Origin of the sequence: Salinicoccus halitifaciens, from assembly GCF_021026095.1 — a bacterium.
Lineage (GTDB): Bacteria > Bacillota > Bacilli > Staphylococcales > Salinicoccaceae > Lacicoccus > Lacicoccus halitifaciens.
This window is the reverse complement of the sequence record NZ_JAJNCU010000008.1, coordinates 305,396-322,461: the sequence shown is the minus strand read 5'-3', so window position 1 is coordinate 322,461 and position 17,066 is coordinate 305,396. Positions and strand designations below refer to the sequence as shown.

General features: G+C 48.9%; 19 protein-coding genes. 15 read left to right on the top strand and 4 right to left on the bottom strand.

Going from position 1 to position 17,066, the window contains the following annotated elements; genetic code table 11:
* Positions 1–128 precede the first annotated feature (128 nt).
* The 6 genes from gcvPA (at position 129) to tatC (ending at position 6,248) form a co-directional block, all read left to right on the top strand.
* Positions 129–1,481 (top strand): aminomethyl-transferring glycine dehydrogenase subunit GcvPA, encoded by a 1,353-nt coding sequence (gene gcvPA / locus LPW40_RS13125; RefSeq protein WP_230822698.1) that lies wholly within the window; start codon positions 129–131, stop codon positions 1,479–1,481.
* A complete protein-coding gene (gcvPB, locus tag LPW40_RS13120) occupies positions 1,474–2,937 on the top strand; it encodes an aminomethyl-transferring glycine dehydrogenase subunit GcvPB (protein WP_230822697.1) in 1,464 nt (487 codons plus the stop codon). Before gcvPA ends, gcvPB begins: the two co-directional genes overlap by 8 nt.
* A gap of 192 nt (positions 2,938–3,129) precedes the next feature.
* Positions 3,130–3,879 (top strand): hypothetical protein, encoded by a 750-nt coding sequence (locus tag LPW40_RS13115; protein WP_230822696.1) that lies wholly within the window; start codon positions 3,130–3,132, stop codon positions 3,877–3,879.
* A 48-nt stretch (positions 3,880–3,927) separates the two neighbouring features.
* Positions 3,928–4,359, top strand: a complete 432-nt coding sequence (locus LPW40_RS13110; RefSeq protein WP_230822695.1) for an RDD family protein — start codon at positions 3,928–3,930, stop codon at positions 4,357–4,359.
* A 26-nt stretch (positions 4,360–4,385) separates the two neighbouring features.
* Positions 4,386–5,399, top strand: a complete 1,014-nt coding sequence (locus tag LPW40_RS13105; protein WP_230822694.1) for an acrylyl-CoA reductase family protein — start codon at positions 4,386–4,388, stop codon at positions 5,397–5,399.
* Positions 5,400–5,432: 33 nt separating this feature from the next.
* Positions 5,433–6,248 carry a twin-arginine translocase subunit TatC gene (gene tatC, locus LPW40_RS13100; RefSeq protein WP_230822693.1) on the top strand — a complete coding sequence of 272 codons (816 nt, stop codon included), beginning with the start codon at positions 5,433–5,435 and terminating at the stop codon, positions 6,246–6,248.
* 510 nt (positions 6,249–6,758) lie between these two features.
* Here the strand turns inward: tatC and trhO are convergent.
* Positions 6,759–7,745 carry an oxygen-dependent tRNA uridine(34) hydroxylase TrhO gene (trhO, locus tag LPW40_RS13095; protein WP_230822692.1) on the bottom strand — a complete coding sequence of 329 codons (987 nt, stop codon included), beginning with the start codon at positions 7,743–7,745 and terminating at the stop codon, positions 6,759–6,761.
* Between the two features lie 205 nt (positions 7,746–7,950).
* The gene (locus LPW40_RS13090) at positions 7,951–8,172 is read right to left on the bottom strand and encodes a hypothetical protein (RefSeq protein WP_230822691.1); all 222 of its coding nucleotides are present in this window, start codon (positions 8,170–8,172) and stop codon (positions 7,951–7,953) included.
* 168 nt (positions 8,173–8,340) lie between these two features.
* Between LPW40_RS13090 and queC the strand changes: the two genes are divergently transcribed.
* The 5 genes from queC to queF all read left to right on the top strand — a co-directional run bounded on the left by queC (position 8,341) and on the right by queF (position 11,353).
* The gene (gene queC, locus LPW40_RS13085) at positions 8,341–9,015 is read left to right on the top strand and encodes a 7-cyano-7-deazaguanine synthase QueC (RefSeq protein ID WP_230822690.1); all 675 of its coding nucleotides are present in this window, start codon (positions 8,341–8,343) and stop codon (positions 9,013–9,015) included.
* A complete protein-coding gene (gene queD, locus LPW40_RS13080) occupies positions 8,984–9,403 on the top strand; it encodes a 6-carboxytetrahydropterin synthase QueD (RefSeq protein ID WP_413776010.1) in 420 nt (139 codons plus the stop codon). Before queC ends, queD begins: the two co-directional genes overlap by 32 nt.
* Positions 9,400–10,122: a 7-carboxy-7-deazaguanine synthase QueE gene (gene queE, locus LPW40_RS13075; protein WP_230822688.1), complete on the top strand. Its 723-nt coding sequence runs from the start codon at positions 9,400–9,402 to the stop codon at positions 10,120–10,122. Before queD ends, queE begins: the two co-directional genes overlap by 4 nt.
* Before the next feature lie 15 nt (positions 10,123–10,137).
* Positions 10,138–10,767, top strand: coding sequence for a DsbA family oxidoreductase (locus tag LPW40_RS13070; protein WP_230822687.1), 630 nt, complete (start codon positions 10,138–10,140; stop codon positions 10,765–10,767).
* A 97-nt stretch (positions 10,768–10,864) separates the two neighbouring features.
* Positions 10,865–11,353: a preQ(1) synthase gene (gene queF / locus LPW40_RS13065; RefSeq protein WP_230822686.1), complete on the top strand. Its 489-nt coding sequence runs from the start codon at positions 10,865–10,867 to the stop codon at positions 11,351–11,353.
* Positions 11,354–11,403: 50 nt separating this feature from the next.
* Here the strand turns inward: queF and LPW40_RS13060 are convergent, their stop codons facing one another.
* A complete protein-coding gene (locus LPW40_RS13060) occupies positions 11,404–11,688 on the bottom strand; it encodes a hypothetical protein (protein ID WP_230822685.1) in 285 nt (94 codons plus the stop codon).
* Between the two features lie 94 nt (positions 11,689–11,782).
* Here LPW40_RS13060 and LPW40_RS13055 point away from each other — a divergent pair, with 94 nt between their 5' ends.
* The 4 genes from LPW40_RS13055 to LPW40_RS13040 all read left to right on the top strand — a co-directional run bounded on the left by LPW40_RS13055 (position 11,783) and on the right by LPW40_RS13040 (position 15,749).
* Positions 11,783–12,301, top strand: coding sequence for a GNAT family N-acetyltransferase (locus LPW40_RS13055; RefSeq protein WP_230822684.1), 519 nt, complete (start codon positions 11,783–11,785; stop codon positions 12,299–12,301).
* Positions 12,302–12,395: 94 nt separating this feature from the next.
* Positions 12,396–13,568, top strand: coding sequence for a dicarboxylate/amino acid:cation symporter (locus LPW40_RS13050; RefSeq protein ID WP_230822683.1), 1,173 nt, complete (start codon positions 12,396–12,398; stop codon positions 13,566–13,568).
* A 126-nt stretch (positions 13,569–13,694) separates the two neighbouring features.
* Positions 13,695–14,837, top strand: coding sequence for an MFS transporter (locus LPW40_RS13045; RefSeq protein ID WP_230822682.1), 1,143 nt, complete (start codon positions 13,695–13,697; stop codon positions 14,835–14,837).
* Between the two features lie 21 nt (positions 14,838–14,858).
* Positions 14,859–15,749, top strand: coding sequence for a Rossmann-fold NAD(P)-binding domain-containing protein (locus tag LPW40_RS13040; RefSeq protein WP_230822681.1), 891 nt, complete (start codon positions 14,859–14,861; stop codon positions 15,747–15,749).
* A 45-nt stretch (positions 15,750–15,794) separates the two neighbouring features.
* Here the strand turns inward: LPW40_RS13040 and LPW40_RS13035 are convergent, their stop codons facing one another.
* The gene (locus tag LPW40_RS13035) at positions 15,795–16,979 is read right to left on the bottom strand and encodes a LysM peptidoglycan-binding domain-containing protein (protein WP_230822680.1); all 1,185 of its coding nucleotides are present in this window, start codon (positions 16,977–16,979) and stop codon (positions 15,795–15,797) included.
* Positions 16,980–17,066: the final 87 nt, after the last annotated feature.

The following is a 17,066-nucleotide window of genomic DNA, read 5'->3' as shown; positions in this document are numbered from 1 at the left end:
AATATATCGTACTTTTATTGTGAAAAAATTGTTAATCTCTTCAATATCCTTTATAATGGTTACGGTATGGCATAAACTGATCAACTCAGAAATTATATTATCGTATGATAAATAAGGAGGAAATTTTAATGGATTTTCGTTATTTACCAGTTACTGAAACTGATAAAGCAGAAATGCTTGAAAAAATCGGTGTGAAATCCACAGACGAGCTTTTTTCCGATATTCCGGAAAAAGTGAGACTGGACAGAGAATTAAATCTTAAAAAACCTAAGAGTGAGTACGAACTGAAGCGTGAACTCACTCAAATGGCGGCAAAAAATGCCAATACCCTGGATTATACTTCATTCCTGGGTGCGGGCGTTTATGATCACTTCATCCCGTCAGTGGTTGACCATGTCATTTCAAGGCAGGAGTTCTATACTTCATATACGCCATATCAGCCGGAAATGACGCAAGGTGAACTGCAGGCGATGTTCGAATTCCAAACGATGATTTCTGAGATTACAGGTATGCCTGTTGTAAACTCGTCACTATATGATGGCGGTACAGCTGTAGTGGAATCGATGAACCTGAGTGTTGGACATACGAAAAAGAACAAAATCCTCATCTCAGCAGCTGTTCATCCTGAATCCCGTCAGCTTGTAAAGACAGCTTCAGTTGGTAAAGGTGTTGAAGTTGTTGAAATCGGACTTAAAGATGGTAAGACAGACCTTGACCAGCTTGAGAAAGAACTGGATGAAGATGTAGCTGCATTCATCGTCCAATACCCTAACTTCCTCGGTCAGATCGAACCACTTGAAAAAATAAGAGAAATTCTTGATCAGCAGCCTAAGGCTATGATGGTCGTTTCAAGCAACCCGCTTGCACTTGGCTACTTGACGCCTCCGGGTGAATTCGGTGCGGACATCGTTGTCGGTGATACGCAAGTATTTGGTATCCCAGCACAGTTCGGCGGACCACACTGTGGTTACTTCGCAACAACTCAAAAACTGATGCGTAAAGTGCCGGGCCGTTTCGTCGGTGAAACGACTGATGAGAATGGTCAGCGCGGATTTGTGCTCGTACTTCAGACGAGAGAGCAGCACATCAGACGTGAAAAAGCGACATCCAACATCACATCCAACCAGGCATTGAACGCAGTGGCAAGCTCGGCTGCAATGAGTGCACTCGGTAAAAACGGTGTGAAGGAAATGTCCGAATTAAACATGCAGAAAGCAAGGTATACAAGAAGCCAGCTGGAAGAAGCAAACATCCCGGCTGCATTCGAAGGATCATTCTTCAACGAGATCGTAGTCAAGCTTTCAAAACCGGTATCAGAGGTTAATGAGAAGTTATTTGAAAAAGGATTCATCGGCGGATTCGACCTGGGCCGCGTATATCCTGAATTCGAAAACCATATGTTGATCGCTACTACTGAGATCCGTTCCAAAGAAGAGATCGATGCATTTGTAAAAGAAATGGGGGCTATCAATAATGGCTAATGAAAACTTTCCATTAATTTTTGAGCGCAGTAAAGAAGGCAGAAACGGTTACAACCTGCCTGCACTTGATGTTCCTGAAGTGAATCTGGAAGAGGAGCTCGACAGCGCGTATGTACGTAAGGAACAGGCGAACCTCCCTGAGGTGGATGAGCTTGAACTGATGCGTCACTATACAGGATTATCCAACCGTAACTTCGGTATCCTGTCAGGTTTCTACCCGCTGGGCTCATGTACTATGAAGTACAACCCGGTAATCAACGAAGATGTTGTTAGACTGCCTGGATTCAGCCACATCCATCCTTACCAGGATCCTAAGACTGTTCAGGGTGCTCTTGAGCTGATGTATGACCTGCAGGTACACCTTGAGGAAATCACAGGCATGGACGAAATCACTTTGCAGCCGGCTGCCGGTTCGCAGGGTGAGTGGACTGCACTGATGATCTTCAAAGCATTCCATGAAGCGAATGGCGAATCACACCGTAACGAAGTCATCGTACCTGACTCCGCACACGGTACAAACCCGTCATCAGCAGCGGTTGCAGGCTTTAAAGTCGTTGAAGTTAAATCAAACGAAAAAGGCCTTGTCGACGTTGAAGACTTGAAGAAAGTGGTCAACGAAAACACTGCAGCACTCATGCTGACAAACCCGAACACATTGGGTCTGTTTGAAACTGAAATCCTTGAAATGTCTGAAATCGTCCACGAAGCGGGCGGTAAGATGTACTATGACGGTGCAAACCTGAACGCAATCATGGGTTACGCACGTCCTGGTGACATGGGCTTCGATGCAGTTCACCTTAACCTGCACAAGACTTTCACAGGCCCTCACGGCGGCGGTGGCCCGGGATCCGGTCCAATCGGCGTAACTGATGAGCTGAAGAAATTCCTTCCTAAGCCGGTCGTTACAGAAAAAGACGGCGAATACGACTTCGATTACGATCTGCCTGATTCCATCGGTATGGTCAAGAATTACTACGGTAACTTCGGCATCAACGTACGTGCGTACACGTACATCCGTACTTTGGGTGCAGAAGGCGTCAAGAAAGTCAGTGAAGGTGCTGTACTCAACGCGAACTACCTCATGCGCAGCCTTGAAGACTCGTATGATCTTCCGTTCACTCAGCACTGTAAGCACGAATTCGTACTTTCAGGCAACAGACAGAAGAAACAAGGCGTGAAGACGCTGGATATCGCAAAACGTCTGATGGACTTCGATATTCACCCGCCAACCGTTTACTTCCCATTAATCGTGGAAGAAGCGCTTATGATCGAGCCTACTGAGACTGAATCTAAAGAAACGCTTGATCACTTCATCGCGACTATGAAACAGATTGCTGATGAAACAGAAAATAATCAGGATGTCATCCACAGTGCACCACACAAAACGACTGTTAAACGTCTTGATGAAGCAACAGCTTCACGTAAGCCTAAACTTCGCTGGGAAGCTGAGGCGTAAAACTTACAGAAACACACCATACTTTTGTATGGTGTGTTTTTTTATGCCTTTTTCCGCACATTAGAAAAAGTTCGTCCCACTTTTCGACAGTTCTTATGGTTTTATTATATAATGAGTCTTAATACGGATGAACTTCAGGCAGAATGAACCTCGGTCCTGCCGGGATAACAAATAATATGAATGGTGATGGACATGAAAACTAAAAAGTTGAAGCTCGCATCAGTCATGGTTCTCAGCACTGTTGTATTGGCGGCATGCACAAACCCTTTTGATCAGCTTGCAGATGAAATCAACAGTTATCTGGCAGGTGATGAAGCGGTCTCCGAAGAGGCGGAGGAATCTGCAGAAGCCCGGGGAGATACAGAGGCGAATCCATTGTACGCGCCGATCGACTACACTCATCTCTACGGAGAGGGGGAAGAGACGAGCATTTCTGCCGGGGAGCATGTAGTGGGCGAGGACATCATGCCCGGCAGGTACAGCATTACATCGACCGGGGAATACTCGGGTTATTTGTCCATCTACGATGAAGAAGAGCGGTATGTCGCCGGAGAAGTGCTGGCCAGTGAGGGAACGGAGAGCACTTTCAGGGATTATCCGACGGAAGTTTTACTCTACATCGATGAAGGGGACAAAATGGAAATCACCAATGATACAACGTTCGTCTTCACACCTGTGGACGGTCCTTTCGAAGGGGCGCTGTCCCCCGGCATGTATATCGCAGGGCATGATATCGAAGCCGGCGACTACAGGATCACAACTGAAGATACGGAGCTCTCCGGCAATATATATGTGCATCAGATAGAGGCCTATGATTCAGGAAGGTATTCAGTCGGGAATCCTGAATACGGCGGAAAGGATTCATTCGTCATGACATTTGATGAAGGTGACCTTGTTGAAATCACCGGCATCAAAAGTGTGAACATGGAAAAGCTGGAATAGTCTGATGTATAATAAAAGGATGCACCTCAACATACAGGAGGATTGGATTTGATTTTTCCAGCGAAGTTATGGCAGCGTTTTTTTGCCCGCATCATTGACGGGCTGATAGTTGGTGTGCCTATAGTATTTATATTGAGCTTCACTGCCGGTTATGAATTTGTCATTAATCCGGGAGCGAATTTCATATTCAACATTTTCATGATACTGATCGTCACAGCTTATATGATTGTCCTGCCGGTCATCTGGTACGGCTGGACGATAGGGAAGAGGCTGATGGGGATCAGGGTCACGGAGGTGGACGGTGCCGATGTATCGTGGCAGACGATGCTGAAAAGGGAGTTGTTCATACTGGTGGTCTACAGCGTGACGTTTGGATTATTTTTACTGCTGTCCTGCGTGATGATGATCACCCGTAAAGACAAGCGGGCACTGCATGATTTGATGGCAAAGACAAAAGTGTCGGATGAAAGCGGGCAGTAAGCAAAATTTTTAAGGGGTGGGATTTTATGAGTTCTTTTAAAGCTTTGGTTGTGGATAAGGTGGACGGCAACCCGGAGATGTCCATTCAGACATTGACGACGGATCAGCTCACTGCAGGGGACGTGCTGATCAAAGTGCATTATTCGAGTGTGAACTATAAGGATGCCATGATTGCCGTGAACGGCCAGTTCGCAGAAAAGTTCCCCATGGTGCCGGGGATAGATCTCGCCGGTGAAGTCGTGGAGTCCGTGAACGAGGACTTCCAGCCGGGAGATCAGGTGCTGGCGACCAGTTATTATATCGGTACGCGCAATTTCGGGGGGTTCAGCGAGTATGCGAAAATCCCATCCGAATGGCTCGTACCTTTACCGCAGGGATTGACCTTAAGGGAATCGATGATACTCGGTACAGCGGGATTCACCGCAGCACTATCCATTGATAAACTTGAACAGAACGGGCTCAGGCCCGATGACGGGAAAGTGCTGGTCGCCGGTGCGAGCGGTGGTGTCGGCAGCATCTCAGTGAATATGCTCAGTGATATCGGCTACCATGTCGAGGCGAGCACGGGCCATATGGAAGAAGTGCAGTATTTGAAATCCATCGGTGCAAAGCGGGTCATACACCGTGACGAAGTGACAGACGAAGAAGATAAGCCGATCCGAAAAAGGCAGTGGATTGCGGCAATCGATCCGATCGGCGGGAAAACCACGCAGTACATTTTGAGCAGCCTGGATTATGGCGGATATGTCGCGACATGCGGCCTTGTCGGGGGCGTTGAAGTCAAGACGACCGTACTGCCGTTCATTTCACGGAACATCCAATGGATCGGAGTGGATTCAGTCAAATTCCCGATGGAAGGCAGGAAGAAAATCTGGGACAGGCTCGCAACGGACTTGAAGCCTTCCAAGCTTTCGAGGGATATCGCGACCGAAATCACTTTGAACGAACTGCCTGATACTTTGAAAGAGATTTTAAAAGGACAGATCAGGGGAAGGTTCATCGTCAACTTCATCAAAGATTCCGATGAAGAGACGGAGTAACATCCTCCCGCGTCCGGACTGAGGTGAGTATGTGTGGGTGAAGAGGATAAAAATGAACGTAAACAGACACTGCAGCAGATTACGGATGAAGGCATCTCAAGCACTAAAAGACGCCGCCGGGTGACGCCTGATGAACCGGATGCGACACTGGTCGAACACCTCGACGATTTGAGGAGTGTGCTGATCAAGTCGATCGTCGTATTCGTCATCTTTTTCACCCTCATATTTTTGACGATACAATTCTGGTTTCCGTATTTGACTAAAGGACACGACCTGATCGTCAGGGGGCCATTTGAAGTCATCCGGTTTTACTTAAGGACCGCAGGGTCCCTCGGTATCGGTCTGAGCCTGCCATTCATCTGCTACTACTTATGGCAGTTCATGCGGCCAGGCCTTGTGGATCAGGAGACAAAATTCATCAAGTCGTATTTTCCGATCATGATGGGATTATTTTTACTCGGGATTGCATTCGGCTACTTCGTCGTGCATCCGGTCAGCTACTACTTCCTCATCCAGATGGGCCAGCAGAACTTTGATGTGCTGGTGACGGCGGATGAATATATGTCATTCCTGCTGATGACGACGATGCCTTTTGCGCTGATATTCCAGCTGCCTGTCATCGTGCTGTTCCTGCATCATATCGAACTGCTTGATTCGGATATCATGAAGAACGTGCGGCTGTATGTATATTTTGCGCTGCTCGTCATCACCGCACTGATTGCACCGCCGGACTTCTTTACGCATATGATCACGGTGTCGCCGATGATCATCCTTTATGAGATCAGCATCTACATCGTGAAGATCAAGGAAAGGCGGCAGAAGCGGCGCGAGGCGCAGGTGGAACAATAAAGACCTCCTCCAGAGGTCTTTTATTGTGTGGAATTTGGGGTTCGTAAGGTGGCGGGAAAAATCAGAAAATGTTGCGAAAAACGGGTCAGGATTCGCAACATTGGGCATGAAAACCAGAGAAGGTTACGAAAAGCATGACTGAATCCGCAACTTAAGCAGCACAAACTAGCCAAGGTTGCGAAAATCAGGTCAAGATCCGTAACGTTGGCCGGGAACCAGAGTCAAGGTTGCGAAAAACGGGTCAAGATTCGCAACATTGGGCATGAAAACCAGAGAAGGTTACGAAAAGCATGACTGAATCCGCAACTTAAGTAGCACAAACTAGCCAAGGTTGCGAAAACCAGGTCAAGATTCGCAACGTTGGCCGGGAAAGGGCCTTAAGGTTGCGGAAAACGGGTCAGGATTCGCAACTTAAGCATCACAAACTAAACAAGGTTGCGAAAATCAGGCCAAACCGCAGGCCGGGCAGCAAAAACCCCACAAAAAAAGAGCCGCGCGGGCTCTTGTTCTTTATTTTCCTCTGGCATCGCCGATCATTTCGAATTCGGCAAAGTCGGAGTTCCTTAATTCTTCAAGGCGTGCCTCCACAAATTCCCTGGAGAGTTCCTCATCAATGATGTAACGGTTGCGTGCGTGCTCGGCGCATTCGAGTGAGCATCCGCCTAAATGATATGCCTGGTTTTCTTCCGAGGCGATGATCTGGGCGTTGCATTCCGGGTTCGCACAGTTGATGTACCGCTCACACGGTGTATCGTCATAGTGGTCCCGTCCGACGACGGTGTGTTCGACCTGGTTGATCGGCACCGTCAGCCTCTCATCGAAGACGTACATCATGCCGTCCCAAAGTTGACCTTTGGTCTCCGGGTCTTTTGCGTATGATGCGACGCCGCCGTGCAGCTGGCCGACGTCTTCAAAGCCTTCACGCTTCAGCCATCCCGTGAATTTCTCACAGCGGATGCCGCCGGTGCAGTATGTCAGCACCTTTTTACCTTCGAACAGTTCACGGTTTTCACGCACCCATTCAGGCGTGTCCCTGAACGTCTCGACTTCCGGGCGGATTGCGCCCCTGAAGTGGCCGACATCGTATTCATATGTGTTCCGCACATCGAGTACGACGGTGTCTTCCTTCTGCATCTCTTCGTAGAATTCAGCCGGGGATAAATACTCACCGGTGACTTCACGCGGGTCGACATCCTCTTCGAGGCTCAGGTTCACAAGTTCCGGGCGCGGCCTCACATGCATCTTTTTGAATGCATGCCCTTCCGCTTCATCCACTTTGAAGACGATCCCTTTGAACAAAGGGTGCTTCTCCATGTAGTTCTTGTATTTGTCGGTGTCCTCCACCGTTCCCGAGACCGTGCCGTTGATGCCTTCATGTGCTAGCAGTATGCGGCCTTTCAGGTTCATGTCTTTACAGATCCGCAGATGCTCTTTGCTCAATCCTTCCGGATCGGCGATGTCGGTATAATAGTAGTAAAGTAATATACGATATTCCATTGTCAATTCCACCTATCAATTATATTTGCAGGATATACCTGATAGTCATAGCAATCGCAATGGTGCCAAGGTTATTCGTTTTTTAAAATAAGATTGATACCATATTGATACTATTTCTCACAATATATGAATATAACCGTTTTCGAATAAAATTTCAAGTCCTGGGCAGGGATTGTATATTTTCTGTCATAAATAAACCCATCATTCAGGAGATCATCCGCCTGATCTCTTCGATCACTTCCTCTTCGCTTGCATGGTAAGTGGATTCGACCTGGATTCTGCTGTTTTTGGATTCGCTCAATTTGAAGCGGTCCCCGGCCTGCCTGCTGATCCGGAACTTTGCACCATCTTTTGATATCGTCGCAAGGGAGGTGCTCGCGAATACTTTAAAGCCTTCTGCCCTGGCAAATTCGGCTATTTTCCTCATTTTAAACTCACCCCTCTGGCTTCAATTATATAGAGGCCCGCGGAGGCGGGGCAATATAAAAATATATTTCGGGAAAAATTCACGAAATCCACCGATCTGCCGGATGGCGAAATGTGGAGGAAACTGTTAAAATTTAATAATTGAAGAATTTATAAGGACGGATGAACCATGAACCGAAAAAAAGCGCTGGTCGTCTTCTCGGGCGGCCAGGATTCCACGACGTGCATGTTCCATGCGCTCGAAAAATATGATGAAGTCGAGCTGGTCACTTTCATGTACGGCCAGCGGCACGCACTTGAGATCGATGTGGCGCGCAAAATCGCAGAGGAACATGATCTGAAACACCACGTCCTCGATATGGGCCTGCTTTCACAGCTCGCCCCGAATGCGCTCACCCATGATATGCCGATAGAAGAGGACGGCGGCATGCCGAACACATTCGTGCCTGCCCGGAATATGATTTTCCTGTCATTCGCCTCGGCGCTCGCCTATCAGATCAAAGCCGGGGTGATCATCACCGGCGTATCACAGACGGACTTCAGCGGATATCCGGACTGCCGCAGCAATTTCATCCAGTCGATGAACCTGACCGCGAACCTCGCGATGGATGAAGATTTCCAGATCGAGACGCCGCTGATGTGGCGCGATAAGAAGGAGACATGGGCGATGGCCGATCGCCTCGGCAAGCTTGAATACATAAGGGAAAATACGCTCACTTGCTACGAAGGTGTGCCCGGCGACGGCTGCGGCACATGCCCGGCCTGTGAACTCAGAAATGCAGGCCTTGAAGCGTATTTGAAAGAAAGGGGAAATGACGGTGTTTTATCCAATCCCGGATCATGATTATGAATATGAACTGAATAAAGATCTTAACTTCTCTGCGGCGCATCATATACCGGATGCGCGTGCAGGCAAATGTGAACGTGTGCACGGCCATACATACCACGTGAACATCACCATCGCAGGTGATGTGCTCGATGACCTCGGCTTCCTCGTCAATTTCTCGGCGCTCAAAAAACTGATCATGGATGAATTCGACCACAGGCTTTTGAATGATCATGAAGCGTTCAGGGATACACCGCCGACTTCGGAGACGCTGGCAAAAGTGATTTATGATATGGTGGACGAATACACCAAGAAAGAACAGCCGAACGAACTGGAATGCCTCCAGATCATACTGAAGGAAACACCGACGAGCTATGTCGTCTACCGTCCGAAGGGGAGAAGATGATGAAAATACCCGTATTGGAAATTTTCGGCCCGACATTCCAGGGCGAAGGTGCCGTCATCGGACAGAAGACGATGTTTGTGAGGACCGCCGGCTGTGATTACCAGTGCAGCTGGTGTGATTCCAAATTCACATGGGACGGCAGCCAGAAGGAAAACATCCGCATGATGACTGCAGAGGATATATTCACATCCCTCGATGCACTGGCGAAAGACAATTACAGCCATGTCACGATTTCCGGCGGCAATCCGCTGCTCCTTAAAAACCTGGGTGATTTCGTGGAAAAGGCAAAGTCCAAAGGCCTCAAGCTTGCGGTGGAGACGCAGGGCACGATGTATCAGGACTGGCTGCAGATGATCGATGATGTGACGATCAGCCCGAAGCCGCCGAGTTCCGGCATGGTGACGGACTACGGCAAGCTGGAGCATATTTTTGCGAAACTGGATGAGAGCGGCACATCATATAATTTGAAAGTCGTCATATTCGATGACGCAGATTTCGAATATGCGGCAGAACTGCACGGGAAGTACCGTGATGTTGCATTTTACCTTCAGGTGGGCAATCCCTATCTGGACGGCGAAAGCGTCGATCACCATACGGAAAAACTGCTCAGCCGCTATGAGGACCTCGTGGACCGGACGATGAACGATAAGCGGATGAATGAAGTGCGGGTGCTGCCGCAGCTGCATACACTGCTCTGGAGCAATAAGCAGGGCGTATAAAATGGAGGTGGACATATGAAGCTGCTGATCTGGCTCGATATCGCCTGTCCGTACTGCCATATCGGCAGGACGAATCTGGACCGGGCGCTCAAGGAAATGGATGCGGAAGTTGAAGTGGAGTATAAAAGCTTCAGACTGAACCCGACGGCCCCGGCAGTCCCCGACTTCACAATGAAGGAGGAACTTGCCGGAAAGTATGGTAAATCCGGATCTGAAGTCGATGAAATGCTCGAACAGCTGGTTGTTCAGGGCAAAGAATCGGGCATCACATTCAATATGGACGGCGTCGTCCCTTCGAACACGATGGATGCCCACAGGCTTATCAAGTTCGCCGCCGCTGAGAATAAAGACAGCGCAGTGCTGCAGAGGCTCTACACTGCATATTTTGAAGAAGGCAGAAATACCGCAGACCACAGTGTACTGCTTGAAATCGCGGAAGATGCCGGGCTTGAAGCGGAAGCGGTGAGGGATATGCTTGAAAGTGATTTGTACAAGGATTTGATCTATGCCGATCAGAATGAAGCGAAGGACATCGGCGTGCAGGGTGTGCCGTTCATCGTGGTCAACGGTGAATATGCACTGCCGGGTGCAATGCGCACGGAAGATTACATCCGTGCATTGCAGGAAGTGCAGGACAGCAATTGAATGAAGAGGTTCTTAGCAAACAACCCTCTATAAAAAACTGAGACACGCCATGTGCCCTCAGGTACATGGTTTTTTATTTTGAAAGGTGAAGATTATGATGACAAATGAAAATACAAAGGATTTGACGCTGCTCGGCAACGAGGACGTGAAGTATGCGTTCGACTATGATCCAGGTGTGCTTGAGACATTCGACAATAAATTCCCGGACCGTGATTATTTCGTGAAGTTCAACTGTCCGGAATTCACGACGCTGTGCCCGATAACGAACCAGCCGGATTTTGCGACGATTTACATTTCGTACATACCGGATGTGAAGATGGTGGAATCGAAATCACTGAAGCTTTACCTGTTCAGTTACAGGAACCACGGCGGCTTCCATGAGTCCAGCGTCAATATGATCATGGACGACCTGATCGAGCTGATGGACCCGAGGTATATTGAAGTATGGGGGAAATTCACACCGCGCGGCGGCATCTCAATCGACCCGTACTGCAATTACGGCAGGGCGGGGACGAAATACGAAAAGATGGCCGATCACAGGCTGATGGAGCATGATATGAACCCTGAGACGATCACCAACAGATGAAAGAAGAGGCGCAGACAATATGTCTGCGCCTCTTTTCAATTCCTCATCCATCATTCTGCAGCTGTTTTGCGATCCCTGCCGTGGGTGATGAGCTTATACAGGTGATAGACTGCACCGAATAATACGAGCAGCGGTATCAGGATGACGATCAGGAAGAAGAATGCGCCCACGGCTTCCCCGATGCCGAAATTGGCGAAGAACTCCGCCGTCGTCACTTCCAGTATCGGCGGCAGGAACGCATAATAGTATATGAGGCCGAGTACGGCAAGCGTGAACACATAAAATACAAGGTTAGAGATGTGATAAGGAACGGTGCCTTTATCAAATTTGAACATATTACAAATCCCCTCTGTTATAAATGTTAAATACATTATACAATATGAATAATGAAAAAAGTAGATTGACATCAGAAAACATGGAGTGAACACGATGGGACTGAGAAAAGCGACGGAAGCGGACCTGCCGAGAATCATGGAAATAAAAGAGCGTGTGGTGCCGCTCATGATCGAATCCGGCAACACGCAGTGGTCGGAGGAATATCCGAATCTCGAGAGGTTCAGGGAGGACCTGCAGGCACGGACGCTCTACGTCTATGAGACTGACGGGCACGTCAAAGGTTTTGCGGTGGTGGATAACGAGCATCCCTACCCGTACGATGACATCCCGTGGGAGCTGACGCGTGCGGATTCGCGCGCTCTGCACAGGATGGCTGTGGATCCGGCTCACCAGGGGAAAGGAATCTCGGCGAAGATGATGGCAGAGATCGAGGACATGCTGGTGGAGAAGGGCATCAAGGGCATCCATACGGATACATCGCTTGAAAATGAAAAGATGCAGTATCAGTTCGAGAAGAATGAGTTCGAATTCAAGGGGAAGCTGAACCTGGATGAGAATCTGGATGACTGGTATGTCGCTTATGAAAAAGTGTTCGAGGAAGAAGATTCCTGAATGAAAACCTTTTCATAAATATCTGTATTTTTATATATTTTAAGTTTGCATAAATGTATAATAGTATATGAAATCAAACAAGGGGGAAGAAATTATGAAATTGATCATCAGGCTGCTTGCCGCAATCGTCATTGGCATCACGGTCGGCTCGCTTTATTATGCGGTGGGCGGTACATTCCTGGAGTTGCTCGCAAGGCTGTTCATCACAGTGGAGACGATCCTCGGATCGGTCATATTCTTCACGATTCCATTCATCATCCTGTTCTTCATCGCATCGGGGATTTCACGAATTACGGGCGGATCCGGCAAGGTTGTCGGAGCAACCCTCGGTGTGGCATACATATCGACGCTCGGTGCGGGGCTGCTTGCATATTTTGTCGCAGTCCTCATCATGCCGCTTGTCACGGGCGGCGGTTCAGTTCCTGAAGAAGGTGAAGGACTCGCGCCGTTTTTTGAATTTGAAATCCCGCCGGTGCTGGATATCCTATCCGCACTTGTACTGGCTTTCGCACTCGGCATCGTGATCACGGTGACGAAGACGGACACCATGCGGAAATGGGTGGATGACGGGAAGGTCATCACGGAATACATCATTGAGAAAGTGATCATCAATATCCTGCCGTTCTATATCGCAGGTGTGTTTGTCGGGATGGCGGCCAGCGGTACGGTGTTCGACACGGTTGCAGTCTTTGGGGTCGTGCTGCTTGTTGCGGTCCTGCTCCATTGGATATGGATTACGATACAGTATACGATTGCGGGTATACTGATCGGCAGAAATCCGTTTTCGCTGATCAAGACGATGCTGCCGGCCTACTTTACGGCCCTCGGTACGATGAGCAGTGCGGCGACGATTCCGGTGACGCTGAAGCAGGTCAAGGAGAATGGCATACGCAACCGGATTGCGGACTTTGTCGTACCGTTGTGTGCCAACATCCACCTGGCCGGAAGCACGATCACCATCATCAGCTGTTCGATCGCTGTCATGACGGTCCTGCCTGAGTACAGCATGCCCGGGTTCTTTGAGATCCTCGGCACAATCATGCTGCTCGGCGTAGTGATGATTGCGGCTCCGGGTGTACCGGGCGGCGCGATCATGGCGGCGAGCGGGGTGCTCATGGTCAACCTCGGCTTCAATGAAGCGGCTGTTGCATTCATGATTGCACTGTATATGGCACAGGACAGCTTCGGTACGGCTGCAAACATCACAGGGGACGGTGCCGTCTCTGCAATCATCGATGCAGTCGAACAGAGGCTCAACAAAGCGTAAATCTTTTAAGCCCAGGGATTGGAATCCCCGGGCTTTTTATTTTTCGAACAAGCGTTTTGAAATACATGAAAGAAAAAATCAGCTATAATGGATGATGAATGTCAACATGCATAGAGAGTGGAATTCATGAATAAACTATTATTTGTCGTCGTGTTCATATGCTTTTTGGATCTTTTTATAGAACTGCCGATCATCACCCCCTTTGCACTGTCGCTCGGGGCAACGGAATATGCTGCGGGTGTGGTGGTTGCTACATACTCCTTCTTCAATCTGATCGGCAACGTTTCAGGCGGATATTTTTCGGATAAGATCGGCCGCCGTAATGTACTCATCACCGGAATGGCAGTGAACATCGTTGCATTGATGTCCTATTCGCTGATCGACTCGGTCAATGCGCTGCTCGCACTCAGGATCATCCACGGCTTTTCGGCCGGCATGCTGACACCGGTCGCTTTCAGCCTGGTTGCGGACTTGAGCCGCCGTGAGGCGATGGGCCGCTCCATGGCATTGACGGGTGTATCCATCGGCTCCGCGGCAGTGCTCGGACCGGCACTCGGCGGCATCATTTCAAGCCTTGCCGCTTATCAGACGGTGTACTTTGTGCTGGGCTGCATTTATATCGTCGGCATACTGCTCGTCATATTCACAATCAGGGAAAGTACGACCAAAGAAGAGCGGACTTTCCATAATACGACAAGCTACAGGACACTTTTGTCACGGCCTGCTCTGATTGCGGCGTACATCTCGTCGTTCACGCTGATGATCGCCAATGGATCACTCGCTTTCGGCCTGCCGATCAAGATCGGCTCGCTTGGACTTGAAGACCATATCACCGGCATGATGCTCTCGATATTCGGGCTGACGGCCATCATCATCTTCGGCACGCGGCTCAATGTGATATACACCAAAGTGAGGTCGATGAAGCTTGTGATGATTGGGATCTTCATAGTGAGCATCGGTATGCTGGTGCTGCACTTTGCACCGCATCAGCTGCTGGTCCTCTTCGTGATGATCTTTTACGGGACCGGCTTCGCCCTCATTTTCCCATCCATGAACAAGCTCATTGCTGAAAATACCGAGATATACGAACGCGGAAAAGCGAACGGCATATTTTACGCGTTCTTTTCGGTCGGCTCGGTGGCCGGATCGTATTCATCAGGAATATTCACCACATACTTCGATCTGCCGTTCGTCTTCATCAGCCTCATTTTAATGGTGATGCTGATCATCATACTGACACTGGACGGCAGGTATATGGCTCGGAATTAACTTCGGAAAGGATGTTGCTTTTTGAAAAACGTCTTATTGATGGGAATCAGCGGCAGGATTGGGAAAAACCTATACAGGCAGCTGAAGGACGATTATAACCTTTTCGCCTTCTCGGCACCGAACCAGTCGGACGAGGGGCTCGACATCACTTTATTGAAAAAGGACCTGTTCTTACTCTCCGAAGTGGAAGAAGCGCTGGAAGGGATGGATATCGTCATATTTTTTGAAGACCCGATCATGCGGCTGAACAGGATGACCCAGGGGAAATTTTATGATATCTATTCACTCATCGCGGATAATATAGCGCGGGCATCGGCCCTGAATGGTGTTGAGCAGATCATTTACGTCGCGGATGAAATCAGTTCGGGCGAGACCGTAAAAGTGCTTGGTGCATACGGTACACCTGCGATGGTGACCGAGACGCCGGTGAAGCGGTATGGCAAGAATTTGTCTTATAAGGCTTCCGACTATAACAATGTGCGGAGCATCCAGAAAGCGCCCCTCCCTCAGGGGTGGTCGGTGAAGCAGGTGGCGAATTACTATTTCCGGTGGCTGGATGAAATACTGCACGGCCTGGTCAATGTGGCGCTCGACGGAAATGAATTTAAAGTATATATATCCAATCTGGACCGGCCGATACTCATTGCGTCATATGATGCAGAGGCCAGCGTGGACGATATAGAAATTTATCATATTACGGGCGGACTTTTGACCAAGGAACAGCCGAATAAAGTGGCGCGTCTTGAGTTCAGGCAGCTCGGCACCAATGAGGAGTTCATCATGGCATTGCATGACTTCGAGCCGAACCTGCCATGGGGTGTTTATCTGTTCACCCAGGCACCGGTCCAGGCGCTCGTGAACAGGATCTATCAAGTGGAAATGATCATCAACAGCCATGAAGAGGATCAATGAAAAAGAACCAATTTGGGTCGCCCAAATTGGTTCTTTTCTGTATGATTAATGGATGAAGTTGTGATTTGCAGCCTGTGATGCGCTCAGTGTCCTGAAAGCTTTGACGCCCTGGCCGCCGCCGAAGTTCATCTCGGAGATGAGGATCGATCCGTCCGGATTGACCCTTTCGACCACACCGACATGTCCCATGCCCCATGCATTGTTCGTCCATGCATGCGCCTGGATGATCGCGCCGACGGATGGCCTGTTGTTTACAGTGTAGCCGGCAGATCTTGCGTGGCCTGCCCAGTTCGTGGCGTTGCCCCAGTTGTTGCCTACAGGTTTGCCGAGCTCTTTACGGCGTTCGAAGGCATACCATGTGCAGTCTCCCCAGTAGTACCAGTTCGTGCCCCATGAAACGTTGCCCGGTGAAGCAGGTGCTTTGTAGCTTGAATCGGATGAAGTGCTTGAACTGGAAGCAGATGAACTGCTTGTGTTCGATGTTGCAGTCGAGTTTGAAGATGAGTTGCTTGAATCGGCGCTCAGCTTCAAAGTCTGTCCCGGGTAGATGATCGTGCTGGAAAGGTTATTGATGTTCATCAAAGTCCTGTAGTTTGTACCATGTGCGCTCGCAATCCTGCTCAGGGAATCACCGGATTTCACCGTATATGTACCGCCGGTTGCAGTGCTGTTTGAACTTGAAGAAGTGTTTGAGCTGCTTGATGAGCTGCTCGTATTTGATGATGCAGCCGAGCTTGAAGTATTGCTTGAGCTTGAAGAAGTACTGGTTGAACCGGCACTCAGCTTCAAAGTCTGTCCCGGATGGATGATGTGTCCGGAGATGTTGTTGATTTCCATCAAAGTTCTGTAATTCATGCCGTGGGCGCGTGCAATGCTGCTCAAAGTATCGCCGGATTTCACTCTGTATGTACCGCCGGTTGAATTGCTGCCTGTTGAGCTGCTTGTGTTTGAAGAAGCGTTTGAGGTATTGCTTGAGCTTGAAGAAGTGTTTGAGCTGCTTGATGAGCTGCTGTCCGAATTGGAAACTTTCAGATTCTGATTCACGAAAATCAGGTTGGATGATAAGTTGTTCCATGATTTCAACTGTGAAACCGTCACGTTATTCTTTTGGGCGATGGACCAGAGTGTGTCCCCGCTTTTCACACTATGTGTAGATGCTTCTGCATCTTGGGCAAATGCATATGTAGAAATCGCTGCAGTTGCGGTCAAAGCTGTTAGTACTTTTTTCATGAATGGTGATCCTCCGTAGAATGAATTGTATTATATATATGTATGTGACTGACACTTGTATGCTGTTTTTGATATAACGTATGATAC

Bases quoted from the DNA above. Each gene is read 5' to 3' on its own strand.
- gcvPA (WP_230822698.1), top strand. From the start codon at position 129: ATGGATTTTCGTTATTTACCAGTTACTGAAACTGATAAAGCAGAAATG.
- gcvPB (WP_230822697.1), top strand. From the start codon at position 1,474: ATGGCTAATGAAAACTTTCCATTAATTTTTGAGCGCAGTAAAGAAGGC.
- LPW40_RS13115 (WP_230822696.1), top strand. From the start codon at position 3,130: ATGAAAACTAAAAAGTTGAAGCTCGCATCAGTCATGGTTCTCAGCACT.
- LPW40_RS13105 (WP_230822694.1), top strand. From the start codon at position 4,386: ATGAGTTCTTTTAAAGCTTTGGTTGTGGATAAGGTGGACGGCAACCCG.
- trhO (WP_230822692.1), bottom strand. From the start codon at position 7,745: ATGGAATATCGTATATTACTTTACTACTATTATACCGACATCGCCGAT.
- LPW40_RS13090 (WP_230822691.1), bottom strand. From the start codon at position 8,172: ATGAGGAAAATAGCCGAATTTGCCAGGGCAGAAGGCTTTAAAGTATTC.
- queC (WP_230822690.1), top strand. From the start codon at position 8,341: ATGAACCGAAAAAAAGCGCTGGTCGTCTTCTCGGGCGGCCAGGATTCC.
- queD (WP_413776010.1), top strand. From the start codon at position 8,984: ATGACGGTGTTTTATCCAATCCCGGATCATGATTATGAATATGAACTG.
- queE (WP_230822688.1), top strand. From the start codon at position 9,400: ATGATGAAAATACCCGTATTGGAAATTTTCGGCCCGACATTCCAGGGC.
- LPW40_RS13070 (WP_230822687.1), top strand. From the start codon at position 10,138: ATGAAGCTGCTGATCTGGCTCGATATCGCCTGTCCGTACTGCCATATC.
- queF (WP_230822686.1), top strand. From the start codon at position 10,865: ATGACAAATGAAAATACAAAGGATTTGACGCTGCTCGGCAACGAGGAC.
- LPW40_RS13060 (WP_230822685.1), bottom strand. From the start codon at position 11,688: ATGTTCAAATTTGATAAAGGCACCGTTCCTTATCACATCTCTAACCTT.
- LPW40_RS13055 (WP_230822684.1), top strand. From the start codon at position 11,783: ATGGGACTGAGAAAAGCGACGGAAGCGGACCTGCCGAGAATCATGGAA.
- LPW40_RS13050 (WP_230822683.1), top strand. From the start codon at position 12,396: ATGAAATTGATCATCAGGCTGCTTGCCGCAATCGTCATTGGCATCACG.
- LPW40_RS13045 (WP_230822682.1), top strand. From the start codon at position 13,695: ATGAATAAACTATTATTTGTCGTCGTGTTCATATGCTTTTTGGATCTT.
- LPW40_RS13035 (WP_230822680.1), bottom strand. From the start codon at position 16,979: ATGAAAAAAGTACTAACAGCTTTGACCGCAACTGCAGCGATTTCTACA.